This window comes from Roseinatronobacter sp. NSM, assembly GCF_052379845.1.
GTDB lineage: Bacteria > Pseudomonadota > Alphaproteobacteria > Rhodobacterales > Rhodobacteraceae > Roseinatronobacter.
This window is the reverse complement of record NZ_JBQTCF010000003.1, coordinates 169,809-182,337: the sequence shown is the minus strand read 5'-3', so window position 1 is coordinate 182,337 and position 12,529 is coordinate 169,809. Positions and strand designations below refer to the sequence as shown.

Annotated in this window: 12 protein-coding genes; 2 read left to right on the top strand and 10 right to left on the bottom strand. The window is 58.8% G+C overall.

Annotation, left to right across the window (positions count from 1 at the left end):
• Positions 1–12: 12 nt before the first annotated feature.
• The 5 genes from ACTZWY_RS03055 to ACTZWY_RS03035 form a co-directional block, all read right to left on the bottom strand.
• Positions 13–1,122 (bottom strand): flagellar basal body P-ring protein FlgI, encoded by a 1,110-nt coding sequence (locus ACTZWY_RS03055; RefSeq protein WP_444789208.1) that lies wholly within the window; start codon positions 1,120–1,122, stop codon positions 13–15.
• Positions 1,119–2,123, bottom strand: a complete 1,005-nt coding sequence (locus ACTZWY_RS03050) for a hypothetical protein (RefSeq protein WP_444789207.1) — start codon at positions 2,121–2,123, stop codon at positions 1,119–1,121. Before ACTZWY_RS03050 ends, ACTZWY_RS03055 begins: the two co-directional genes overlap by 4 nt.
• A 1-nt stretch (position 2,124) precedes the next feature.
• Positions 2,125–3,570, bottom strand: coding sequence for a flagellar hook-associated protein FlgK (gene flgK, locus ACTZWY_RS03045; protein WP_444789206.1), 1,446 nt, complete (start codon positions 3,568–3,570; stop codon positions 2,125–2,127).
• A gap of 32 nt (positions 3,571–3,602) precedes the next feature.
• Positions 3,603–4,916, bottom strand: coding sequence for a flagellar hook protein FlgE (locus ACTZWY_RS03040; RefSeq protein WP_444789205.1), 1,314 nt, complete (start codon positions 4,914–4,916; stop codon positions 3,603–3,605).
• Between the two features lie 74 nt (positions 4,917–4,990).
• On the bottom strand, positions 4,991–5,779 hold the full coding sequence (locus ACTZWY_RS03035; protein WP_444789204.1) for a flagellar motor protein MotB: 789 nt from the start codon (positions 5,777–5,779) through the stop codon (positions 4,991–4,993).
• A 201-nt stretch (positions 5,780–5,980) separates the two neighbouring features.
• Here ACTZWY_RS03035 and ACTZWY_RS03030 point away from each other — a divergent pair, with 201 nt between their 5' ends.
• Both ACTZWY_RS03030 and ACTZWY_RS03025 read left to right on the top strand, forming a co-directional pair.
• A complete protein-coding gene (locus ACTZWY_RS03030) occupies positions 5,981–6,568 on the top strand; it encodes a transglycosylase SLT domain-containing protein (RefSeq protein WP_444789203.1) in 588 nt (195 codons plus the stop codon).
• 170 nt (positions 6,569–6,738) lie between these two features.
• On the top strand, positions 6,739–6,915 hold the full coding sequence (locus ACTZWY_RS03025) for a hypothetical protein (protein ID WP_444789202.1): 177 nt from the start codon (positions 6,739–6,741) through the stop codon (positions 6,913–6,915).
• Here ACTZWY_RS03025 and ACTZWY_RS03020 read toward each other — a convergent pair.
• From ACTZWY_RS03020 to lysA, 5 genes are all read right to left on the bottom strand, one after another.
• Complete coding sequence (locus ACTZWY_RS03020; RefSeq protein ID WP_444789201.1) at positions 6,905–7,714, bottom strand: division plane positioning ATPase MipZ; 810 nt, start codon at positions 7,712–7,714, stop codon at positions 6,905–6,907. The two genes, ACTZWY_RS03025 and ACTZWY_RS03020, sit on opposite strands and share 11 nt — an antisense overlap.
• Before the next feature lie 146 nt (positions 7,715–7,860).
• The gene (gene rpmE, locus ACTZWY_RS03015; RefSeq protein ID WP_444789200.1) at positions 7,861–8,082 is read right to left on the bottom strand and encodes a 50S ribosomal protein L31; all 222 of its coding nucleotides are present in this window, start codon (positions 8,080–8,082) and stop codon (positions 7,861–7,863) included.
• 11 nt (positions 8,083–8,093) lie between these two features.
• Positions 8,094–8,474, bottom strand: a complete 381-nt coding sequence (gene rplS, locus ACTZWY_RS03010) for a 50S ribosomal protein L19 (RefSeq protein WP_444789199.1) — start codon at positions 8,472–8,474, stop codon at positions 8,094–8,096.
• A gap of 253 nt (positions 8,475–8,727) precedes the next feature.
• On the bottom strand, positions 8,728–11,172 hold the full coding sequence (locus tag ACTZWY_RS03005) for a DUF4175 domain-containing protein (RefSeq protein WP_444789198.1): 2,445 nt from the start codon (positions 11,170–11,172) through the stop codon (positions 8,728–8,730).
• Between the two features lie 39 nt (positions 11,173–11,211).
• Complete coding sequence (lysA, locus tag ACTZWY_RS03000; RefSeq protein ID WP_444789197.1) at positions 11,212–12,489, bottom strand: diaminopimelate decarboxylase; 1,278 nt, start codon at positions 12,487–12,489, stop codon at positions 11,212–11,214.
• Positions 12,490–12,529: the final 40 nt, after the last annotated feature.

The window sequence follows — 12,529 nt, the reverse complement described above, 5'->3', positions numbered from 1 at the left end:
TGATGGCAGGCGTTAGCGCACAATCAAATCTGCATGCAAGGCCCCGGCAGCGTGGATTGTGCTAAGTAAATCAATCAGTTCCCGTGGCCCAACACCCAAGGCAGTCAACCCTTCAACAACATCTGTCAATGTGGTTGCCGCCGGTAATTCAAACAAAGCCAGTTCAGCATTATCCTCGATCCCGACCCGGGTTCTTGGAACAACGATAGCTTCACCCGCCGCAAAAGGGTTTGGCTGGACGACAACAGGCGCTTCTTCCACCCGCAATGTCAATGTCCCTTGAGAGACCGCAACATGGCTGATTTTCACATCACTCCCGATCACGACTGTGCCGGACCGCTGGTCCATGACCACTCGTGCGCGCGTCTGCGGGACAACCAGAATGTTCTCGATCTGGCTGATCAAATGCGCTGTAGACGCAACATTGGCGCGGGATACATCAATCTCGACCGTCCCGGAATCCAGCATTGTCGCAATGCTGCGCTGGAATTGGGTGTTGATCGCTCTCTCAATGGTTTCGGCCGTCGAAAAATCAGCATTCCTGAGCGACAGGCGCAACGTCCGGAGGGACCCAAGAACAAAATCGACTTCTCGCTCGATTCTTCCGCCGAAGGGAATGACGCCAGCTGTTGGCACGCCGCGAATTTCGGCAGCGGCCTCTCCCGCGATGCTGACCCCCCCAGACAGGATGCCCCCCTGCGCCACCGCATAGATATTTCCGTCAGCGCCATTTAGCGGCGTCATCACAAGCGTTCCGCCATGCAGGCTGGACGCATCCCCGATCGCAGAGACAGACACATCGATGCGCGACCCCGCACGCGCGAAGGGTGGCAGGGACGCGGTGACAATAACAGCGGCGACATTGCGTGGCCGGAACTGCTCGCCCGTAACATTCACGCCCAGACGTTCAAGAATAGTAACCATGATTTCTTCGGTAAACGGCGAATTGCGCACACCGTCGCCGGTCCCGTTCAGACCAACAACCAACCCATACCCTATCAGGTCATTTCCACGGACACCGTCAAACTCGACGATGTCTTTCAGCCTGGTTTGCGCAAACGCAGGTGCCAGTCCAATCAAAAGAACCGACACCAAAACTAAGAGTAATCTAGCATGTATCATAGATATTCACTTAGAGAGAGACGCGAAAGGCGAGATGTCATCAGATAAATTTTATCCAACCTTGCCATGGCATCTTGCAAGCGCGACGCCACATCATACTCATCGACAGCCAACATAGTGTTTAAAGCTATCTGCGAAGACGTATATGATGCGTCTGCTTCGACCTGCGCTTTTTCGGTATAGGCTTGTTTCAATCCAAGATTTTCCTGGGTATTTTCAAAATCCGACATGGCCGAAAACAGATTTGCGCCAATATCTTGCAGCATCTGCCGTTGCTGTTCTGGCTGCCCCGACAGCAACCCTTGTTTCAATGCTGCGCCCTTCGCCAATTCGGACAGAATACCGCGAATTGCCGCATCATTCGCTGTCAGGCTCAACTGCAGGTTATTCCCGTTCCCAAGAGAAATATTGCCAGTTTTTTCTGGCCCACCAAGATAATCATCACTTTCGAATCCGCCACCGGGGCCAAACCAATCAGATACCAGCTGATTGATGGTCAAAGTGTCAGCCCCTGCCGGGATGGTGCTGACAATGCTATTGATCATGCTGTCGACATCGCGCAGGGCGGGCCTGTCGCTGTTGCTGCCCGCAAAAATGCTTTTCCCCCCGATTTTTGTGTTCAGAAGTGTGATGATATCACGCAGCGCGCCGTCCACTCTGTCAACAGCCCCGGCCAAACGGTCATCAGTTGCATAAAGTTCGGGCCGGATCAGATAAGCGGCCTTGTCCTGGACAATGTCCGAAACCCGAGTAAGCGCTTCTTGTTGGGTGTTCAGATAGGTCGAGATCACGGCAGTGTTGGCCTTGTTTGTTTCCGCAAGCGAAAGCGACCGCTGCAAACTGCTTAACAGTGCCACGTCGCCACCGCTACGGCGCAATTTGTCATTGACCTGCCCGGTGATCAGCTCCTGCTGCAACGACGTCATCTGGCGTTTCACGGTATTGCTGTTCTGCCTTAAGGCATGGCTGCGCGCCATATCACCAAGAGCGAGAGGTTTCATCTTACATCTCCAACAAAGTGCGCAGCATGCTATCAGCAGCGGCCATGACACGTGCATTTGCAGCATAGGATTTTTCCAGAACCAAAAGTTTCTGGAGTTCGGCATCCGTGTCCACACCACGCCCGCCAAGCAGTTCCTGAAGCCCCGCAACACGGCCAGATGTATAGGCAGTCTCGGTCTCGACGATCAGTCGCTGCGTCGCTGTCTGCGAAAGAAATGCAGCCGCATGACCTTGGACATCCGCGTTTGGCCCGCCCCCCGCGCCCACAGCCGAGAAAGACGAAAGCGCATCAATCATCCCGGAAATCACCGCATTTTCTGACACAGCGCCAGGTGTTGCCGCATAAAGCCCGTCCCTGACACGCCAGGCGTTGGAACTGTCCGCAGGGGTGAGCGCGGGGTTGACGACCAGTCGGCCCGATATGCCGGCCAAGGTTGGGGGCATCGTTGTTTCATTCGCCACAGCAAACAGACCGAAGGCCCCTGCCGGGATGCTGGCATCTAGCCCGGAATCAGCGAATCTGCTGACCAGATCAGCAGAGAATTCGTCAAGCTGCTGTTGCATCTGCGGGGCAAGTCCATCGCGGATGTCAAAGGCACTGCCGATACTGCCGGATTGCAGCAAAGGATTTGTTGCACTCACAGTGCGCCCGTTGATCACAAGGCGTCCAAGGTCACCAGCCCCCACGGACTCGCCCGCCGTAGGGGAAGGGGTGCGCTGGAATTCGATACGCGTCACATCGCGATCGACAAAAACAGTGCCATCCGCCCCAAGAAGCATGGAACGTCCATCGGGGCGGGAAATCTCTTTCAGCGGGATGATAGATGAGGCCTGGTCAATGAGGTTCTGACGCATATCCTCGAGTGAGTGTGGATACCCGCCTGCAAGTTTCTGGCGCGCGATGTCGGAATTGAGTTTATCGACCTGATCGAAAATCGAATTCAGAAGGCCCACATCATGCGCGATGCTTGCATCGGCGCGGTCACGCGAAAGCTGCAAGCCGCTGTCGATATCAGTGAGTTTGGTGACAAGGCTGTCTGCGGCTTGCACGACTTTTTGCAAGGCCGAGGTGGATTCCGGCTGCGCCGAGGCTTGCTTGAACGCACTTTCCAAACTGGTGATGCGTGTTGCAAGGCTACCTGCATCACCCGGAATGCCGATGCTGGATTCCATGCTGGCCCAGAAATCCATAAGGTTGCCTGTCTTTGCCTGCGCCGCATTCGCCCCGCGGAGTTCCGTCAGCAAGGCAGGATCAGAATCGCGGGCGATACCCGTCATCATTACGCCACTGCCGGAAGTGCCCGTGATACGCGCCGCTTGCGACAAGGAGCGCACGCCAAAACCTTCGGTATTGGCATTTGCAATATTGTCGGCCACGACCTGCGCGCCACGCGATGAAAGTTGCAGCCCGCTGGCCGCTGAGTTGAGCGCTGTCGACAAAGACATGACAGGGTACCTTCTTCAACCAAAAGACAAAGTCAGCGTTTGATATTTGTCGTTTCCTGGAACATTTCGTCCACAGTCTGAATAACCTTCGCATTAGACGAATAGGCCCGCTGTGTCTGGATCAGGGCAGTCAGTTCCGCCGCGACATCAGTTGCGGATTCCTGCAACGCATACCCGACCACTTCACCCACAGGGCCGGTGCCTGCATCCCACAAGAAGAACGGGCCACTGTCACGCGATACCTGGAATGCCTGGTTGTTCAATGCCGTCAGACCATTCGGATTGGGCACATCTACAATCGGGATGCGGAACAAGGTTCTACGAAACCCCTGATCATAGACAGCATCAAGGTTTCCGGCAGCGTCAACAGTCAGGCCGACCATATTGCCCGACCCAAAACCGTTTTGTTCCACCCCAACGGGGGAAAAATTCACGCCGCGCTGGACCATACTGCCGTATTCGCCATAATTCCCGACAACAAAGCTGATCGGTTGCCCCGCAACATCAACTTCAAAAGCTCCGGTTGCCGGGTCATAATCCTGACCTTCAACACTGGTGCGCGTAACGGCCTGCAGCGTTCCACCAATCCCCGGCGCGTCATTGAATTGCAACGTATAGGTACCCAGCAAGTCCCCTGTGCCCTGTTCCGTCAAGGTCATCGACCACATATTGGTTGGTCCCAGCGGGTTAATCTGCGGGGTGAATTCCACAGACAGCTTTCCAGCCAGCCCGACCGCATTGAAATAGTCGATGGACATAAGATGCGGGTCGCCGGACGCATCAGGCAATGTGGCGGCGGCAGGCAGGTTGACGCCAAGATTGACAACACTGGTTGCAACAGACACTTGCTGGTTCACTTCCACACGGACGGGGCGCAGGCCAGAGATGTTGTCGCGCGGGAAAACCGGCACAGTCCCGTCGGGGTTGACCGGCCAGCCCAGCAATGCGTTTCCGGCAGAATCGCGCATGATACCAGTGCTGTCTTGCCGGAACGACCCGGTTGGTGACAGCATAAGCGGGGATGTCCCGTCATTCAGGCGCGCGCCCAATTCCGTGGTCACGGGAAAGAACCCCCGCCCCGAAAGCGCAAGATCGGTGGAATTCTGCGTTCCCATAAGTGAACCGCCCTGATCCACCTGACGGAAGGTCGATGACCGGACACCACCGGCCGAATACGCCCCCTGCCCGGCCACACCGGACCCGACAACCATGGAATGAAACGCAGTTTCAGACCGCCGATACCCATGCGTTGCCGAATTTGCGATATTGTCCGAGATGGTCCCCAACCGGGTTGAATTGGCCCGCAAGCCCGCAATGCCCGCGTTCATCGACGAAGAAATGCTCATATCCACTCCATGCACATCATGATTCTTACCTGCATTCTGCGCGGTCTGCGTTAATAACACGCTAATTCGCGGCACTAGCCGCCTTTGCTGCGCAACAAGATGATTTCAAGGCGGTTGTTGCGCACGTCCATGGCATTGGCGGCAACCGCAAGGCTGCGGTCGGCATGCCCGGTCACCCGGTGCATGCGCACTTCGGCCAGACCACGGCTGGTCAGCAACTCGCGCACCGCTTGCGCGCGGTCTACGCTCAGCGTCCAGACCGGATTTTCCAGCACAACAGACGGAAACGCGGCCGAATGTGCGTTGATGGCAATCGGGTTGGTAACCATCCCGAACACGTCGCGCAGCACGTCAAGCACGACCCCCAACACCGGATTGGGCTGCGCGCTGCGCGCGTCAAACAGGTGGGATTCTGGCAGATCGAAAATCTCGACAACAAGGCCTTCGTCTGTCAGCTTGATATTCACATGCTGCAGCGCTTGTTCATATTGCGCGCTTTGGCCGGACATGGCCTGAAATGTCTCTGCAAGGTCTTCAAGCAAGGTGTCTTCCCCCTGCGACTGGCCGCGGCTGGCAATATCATCGGTCAAGGAGGTGTCTTCCGACATGGACGCCCCCCCCAGAACACCATCCGCGCCCGAAGACCTGCTTTGAAAGCTTAGCGTTGGCGCGAAATAATCCGCGATACCCTTGCGCTGTTCATCATCAGCCGACCCCAACAACCACAGCATCAGGAAAAACGCCATCATCGCGGTCACAAAATCCGCATAGGCCACCTTCCATGCGCCCCCGTGATGGCCCCCGCCACCAACGACTTTCTTGCGCTTGATAATAATCGGCCTGACATTGTCAGTTTTTTGCATCACACCCACCTATATTCACCCATCGGGCAGAATATGCGCAGTTCTTGAAAATATCGTTAAGAACCGGAAGCCGGGGCGTTGCTGTGTTCACGAACGCGCCAGATCCGGCGAAATGCCCCCATTCAGAAGACGCATCAGGCCAAGGCAGGCTTTCATTCAGCGCAAAAACCGATATGATAAAAGAAAAACCCCGAGGCAGTCATGAGCAGAGCATACGCACTTCTTTTCGTCGTGGCCCTTTTGGCCGCATGTGGTGGCAGGCAGCAGTTTTCTGCACCGCGCAACCTGGACAACGCCTGCCTGCTGGCAACGGAACGCCCGCAGTATTTCGCGGCCATGCGCGCAACAGAACGGCGCTGGGGCGTTTCAATTCCCGTCCAGATGGCGATTATCCATGCCGAAAGCCGCTTCATCGGGGACGCGCGCACGCCGGTGCGCTACACTTTGGGCGTTATCCCCATGGGGCGCCAATCCTCAGCGCTTGGATATTCGCAGGCGCTGGACGGCACATGGGAAGAATACCAGCGCGAAACCGGCAACCGCCGCGCCACACGCACCAATATCAGGGATGCAACGGATTTTGTGGGCTGGTATTCCAACAAATCCCGCGAACGCAACGGGATTGCGCTAAATGATGCGCGCAACCTGTATCTTGCCTATCATGACGGGCATACGGGCTTTGCGCGCGGGTCATATAATGCCAAACCATGGTTGCTGGGCGTCGCCGACCGGGTGGCGTCACGGGCCCAAATGTATGATCAACAATTGCGCGCCTGCCGCAGGATTTGACGCAAAAGCGCCCTCTTGCCAAGCGCGCGCCGTTCGGGCAATGCCAGCGCCACAGAGGTTCCATTCAACGGCCATATTCCCGCCACAGCAGTTAACCAGAAATTACCCCGGAAGGGCGCGGCGTTTGCGACATGACACACGCGCCGGAACACGCGGGCAAAGGGAAGAAAATGGCCGGTTTTCAAAATGATACTGACAGCTTTCGCATTGGCGCAGTGTTCGCCGCGCTGATGGGTGGCAAAAGACCCGATGCAGGCCAAAGCTGCGACAAGATCGATATGCGCCTTGAACGGATGTCAAATGACCTTGAGGCCCGCTTGCCCTGCCGGGGCTATTTCAGATATTGACCAGCAAATCGGGCAGCTCAAGCGTTACCAACAGGTCGCGCAATTCCTGACGCGCGGCAACATGCGACATAGTCATGGTTTCATTGCCAATATCGGGCAGGTCCAGCAAGGTCAGGCCGCGGGGGAACAGTTCCCGGAACACCACGCGTTCGCTGAACCCGGCGGCCACGCGAAACCCGATGCGCTTGCTCAGTTCTTCCAATGCGTCACCGATCTTGCGTTTGTTATGCATGGCCACGGTGCCCAGACGGTTGCGCAACACAATCCAGTCCAGCGGGCGCAACCCGGCCTGCGCACGGGTCTGACGGGCCTTCCAGACCATTTCTGAATAGATGGACGGGGACACCACCTTGCCTGTGTCCGGGTCGGTTCTGGCCAGCAGGTCAAAATCAATGAAGCTGTCATTGATGGGCGTTATCAACGTATCGGCCACGGAATGCGCGAACTGGCTGGGCCGTGTATGCGCACCGGGGCAATCGATGATGATGTAATCGCAGGTTTTCTCCAGCAGTTCCAGCGCGGCCGACATGCGCGCATCAGACAGGTTTGCCCCGTCCGGCAGGCTGGCTGCGTCAATGTCGGGCAAAGGCTGGAATGTCTGGATTGGCAGGTCAATCCCGCTTTTGGCCATGAAATTACGGCGGTTTTCAATGTAGCGCCCGAAACTGAGCTGGCGCAGGTCCAGATCCATTGCGCCGACGCGCTTGCCCATGCGCGCCAGCGCGACGGACACATGCATTGACACGGTCGACTTGCCCGACCCGCCCTTTTCGTTGCCGACCACGATGATATGCGCCATGCGAGTGCCCTGATGCGTTGCCCCTGCCCCCTTCTATGCGCGGTAACGGATATGTGCAAGCACCCGAAACCATATGGCAAGCGTATGATTAAAAACAAAAAAGGCGCGATAAACGCGCCTTTTTGCAACAGTCATGACAGCGGGTTTCAGAAACCCAGACCGGCATATTTGTTCTTGAACTTCGACACGCGGCCGCCAGCATCCATCAGGCGCGACGAACCGCCGGTCCATGCGGGGTGCACAGAGGGGTCGATATCCAGCGACAGGGTGTCGCCTTCGGCGCCCCAAGTCGATTTCATCTGAACGATGGTGCCATCGGTCATTTTCACATTGATTATGTGATAATCGGGGTGGGTATCGGCTTTCATTCGACCGCTCCTTAAGCTTTTTCGTCCATGGGACGGTAGTTGGACTTTTCTGCGATACGGGCCGATTTGCCGCGACGGTCACGCAGATAATACAGCTTGGCGCGACGCACACGACCACGGCGCACAACAGCAATGCTGTCGATATTCGTTGAATACAGGGGGAACACACGTTCCACACCCTCGCCGAACGAAATCTTGCGCACAGTAAAGGATGCGGCAATACCTGCGCCGCCTTTGCGGGCGATGCACACACCTTCGAAGTTCTGCACGCGCGAACGGGTGCCTTCGGTCACTTTATACCCAACGCGGATGGTATCACCCGCCTTGAAATCCGGAATTTCCTTGCCAAGCTCTGCAATCTGCTCGGCTTCGATCTGGGCGATAAGGTTCATCGCTAGCCCTTTCAAAATCGCGCGGTTGTCCCGCTGATGTAACGCTGTCTGATAGCTCTGGTCTTCGTCCGGGTCCACCAATGTGCCCGCCAGAGGTCAGTCATGCTTTTCTTTCACAGCTTCTTGCCGGACCAGACCTGCCCGAAGGCGGCAGGCGCATCCAATATACAAAAAGGTCCGCAGGCCGAATCCGACCGCAGACATTGTGGCGTATAGGCGGCAGGCGGGGTTACGTCAAGTGGGTATGCCCGCGTCAGAAACGGTCCAGAAGGCGGCGCAGATAGTCCAGCTCCACTTCCGGCCGGTCCAGTTCGGCAGACCGGCGGCGCAATTCGTCCAGCAAGTCCTGCGCACGGCGGTAGGTGTCGCCCCCTTGCAACATATCCTGATCGGTGCCCACATCCCCGCCCTGATTGCGGTCACGGCCCAGTGGGTCGCGCCCCCCCTGCGCACCTTGTTCGCCCTGCTGCTGCTGCTGCGCGCGCTGGGTCTGGGTGCGGGCGTCATTCATGGCGCGCAGACCGTCGCGCATGGCTTCCATGGCATCGGCCTGACGGTTCAGGGCCTCGCTGGTGTCGCCATCCTCAAGCGATTGCGCGGCGTCTTCCATGGCGCGCTGGGCGCGTTCCAGCGCCTCCAGCGCGGCGTCGCCTTCTGGCGTGCCCTCGCCGGGCAGGGGGGCAAGCTGCTGGTCGCGCAACTGATCGGCCAGTTCGCGCTGGCGCTCGGTCAACTGCTCAGAGGGGGCGCCCCCTTCCCCGTCTTCGCGATTGCGGAACTGCTCCTGCAGGTCGTTGAACGTGTCATCCGCCAGATTTTGTTGTTCGCGCAGCGCGTCCCCCAACCCTTCCATGGCGTCATTGCCGGGCATGCCCTCGCCGCCCTGCCCTTCGGCCATTTGCAGGTTTTCCAGCAATGCCTGCAATTGCGCCAGCAACTCGGCGGCTTCATCCATCCGGCCTTCTTCCATCAACTCCTGTATGCGGTCCAGAAGCTGTTGAATCTGGTCTTGGGTGATTTCCATGCTTTCGCCGTCAGGGGGCGCTTCGCCGCGTTCACGGGGCTGCTCGGCCAGCTGGCGCATATACGCGCGCATGGCATCGCGCAATTCGTCCATCAACTCGGCCACTTCGGACGGGTCTGCGCCGCTGCGCACGGCTTCGTCCAGCCGTTCCTGTGCACGGCGCAACCGTTCGCGGGCATCAGCCAACTCGCCTTCTTCCAGCAACACGGCCAGATCCCACATGCGCTGCGCCAGATCATCGCGGGTGGCCCCGTCAAGGCCGCCATCATTCAGACTGGCCAGCAGCAGATCGCGCGTTTCTGTGAACCTGATCCGCGCCTCGATCCCGCGAAAGGCGTCTTGCGGGTGGTGGCCGATGGCGCGCATCAACTGGCCCGCGCGCACGGCATTTTCACGGTTCCACAGCAGGTCACGGCGCAATTCGATGACGGCTGCCGCCATAGGGTCGAAAAAACGCCGCCCCGGCAATGTCATTCCCTGCGCTTCGGTCCGCGCATGCTGGCCACGCGCATCTTCGACCTGAAGCGCCACAGTCACAGGCATGTTCGCCCAGGCGTGCTGGGAGAAATCTTCGATAAAGGCATCCGAAAATTCCACGCGCGACCCCGAAACAGGCAATGGCAAGGCCATTGTCAGCGCGTCGCGGGGTTCAGGCGGCAGCGCAAGGCCGAATTCGCGCGGAACATTGCCCAGATCAATATCGATATGGACATGGCCCGCGACCACACCGTAATCATCGCGCGCGGTGAAATCCTGCCGCATCAACCCGCCGCGTTCGCGCCCTGCCACACCGTCCAGCGCCACAGCAGGGGGCTGGTCCGCCAGCGCGACCACTTCCCAATCCCGCCCGCCGGGGCCACGAATACTTAGCCTGCCAGAACGTTCGATGTCGAAATCCTGCGCCATATCGTCAGGGTTTGCCGCGTCCCGGTCCGACAGGCTTTCATGCACCGACATGACGCCCTGCTGACCATAAAACCGCACAGTCACACGGCTGCCCTGCGGCAGGTCCAGACGCGCGCGGTCCACTTCGTTCAAATACAGGCTGGGCCGACCGGTATAGGGGGGCGGCTGCACCCATGCTTCCCATGACGGGCCAAGGGCCACCGCTTCGGCACGGCCCGAAATTTGCGCAATATCCGATATTTCCCCAACCCGCGTTGGCGCGCCGAACACCACCGACACGGTAAATGCCGTCAGCGCGATGTAGCGCAGGCCAAAACGGTCAAACCGCGCCAGCCGCAGATCACCGCGCACGGGCGTGGCATGCGCAAGCCCCGCCTGCATCCGTGCCATATGCACGGCCCACACCCGTGCCGAGGCCGCGTCTTGCGCGCCAATGGCCTGATGGTCCGCCAGCGTGGACAACGGCCGCCCCGGCAATGCCTGATCCAGACGGCGCGCGGCATCGGCGGAAAACGGCACGCGCAGACGCCACGCCCCGACCAGCAAACTGCCCAGCGCCGCGCCCAAAATCACAAGCACCAGCGCCCCCGCCCAGAATGGCGGCAAATGGTCCTGCACCCCGAAGCCCAGCGCGGCGGCCGCAAACAACACAACACTGCTGAAAGGCCAGAACGCGCGCGCCAGTCTTTCCGCCCATATCCCCGCCAATGTCCCACGCAAGGCGCGGGTCAGGGCAGGCGGTGTATCTGGTCGGCTACGGCGGAACATCAACCCTCTCTCATCGGCCCGTTCGGCAGGCCAGCCGGATCATGGCTTTTGCGTCAGCCATTCCGGTAATGTATCGCGGTTGATGATTTCGTCAAAGCTTGGGCGCGGACGGATGACAGCATATTGATCATCTTTCACCAGAACTTCGGGGATCAGGGGGCGGGTATTGTATTCTGACGACATGACAGCGCCGTAAGCACCCGCCGAGCGGAACGCGACCAGATCCTCAGGCCCCAGCGGGGGCATGTTGCGCGACTTGGCGAAAGTGTCGCCCGATTCGCATACGGGGCCGACAATATCCACCGCGCGCTGTTCCACACCCGCGACAGGTTCCACAACTGGCACAATGTCATGATGCGCGCCATACATGGCAGGGCGGATCAGGTCGTTCATTGCCGCATCAAGGATCAGGAAATCGCGCCCTTCGCCTTGCTTCAGGTAGATGACCGAGGCCACAAGAATACCCGCATTGCCCGCAATCAGGCGGCCCGGTTCAATCTCAATTTCAACATCCAGATCCCCCAGAACACGCTGGATCATGGCGCCATACTCCAGCGGCAGGGGCGGGGTTTCATTGGACCGCGTATAGGGAATGCCCAGCCCCCCGCCCAGATCCAGCCGCCGGATGGTGTGGCCATCTGCGCGCAACTCGCGTGTCAGGTCCGCGATTTTTGTAAATGCGGCTTCAAAAGGGGCAAGCTCGGTCAGCTGGCTGCCGATATGCACATCAATTCCCACAATTTCGATGCCCGGCAGGGTGGCCGCTTCGGCATAGATGGCGCGGGCCTGCGCGATGGGCACGCCGAATTTGTCTTCCTTGCGGCCTGTGGCGATTTTCTCATGGGTTTTGGCGTCCACATCAGGGTTCACGCGCAAGGTGATCGGCGCAACCACGCCCATGGCGCTGGAAACCGCGGACAGAACGCGCAGTTCTTCGGCGGATTCAACGTTGAATTGCCGGATACCATGGGCCAGCGCAAATTCCATCTCCGCGCGCGTCTTGCCCACGCCGGAAAACACGATCCGGTCGCCGGGCACGCCCGCCGCCAGGGCGCGGCGGTATTCGCCCCCTGACACCACATCCATACCCGCGCCCAAGGCCCCCAGGGTCTGCAAGATGGCCTGATTGGACAGCGACTTGATGGCAAAGCATACCAGATGATCCATCCCCGACAGCGCGTCCTGAAACAAGCGGAAATGGCGCGTCAGAGTGGCCGTGGAATAGCAATAAAACGGCGTGCCCACATCCGCTGCAATGCGGGAAAGGGGCACATCTTCGGCGTGCAGGACACCGTTGCGATACAGGAAATGATCCATCAGGGGTGCTTTCGGTCAGGCGGCTGGCCGGGGCGTTGGG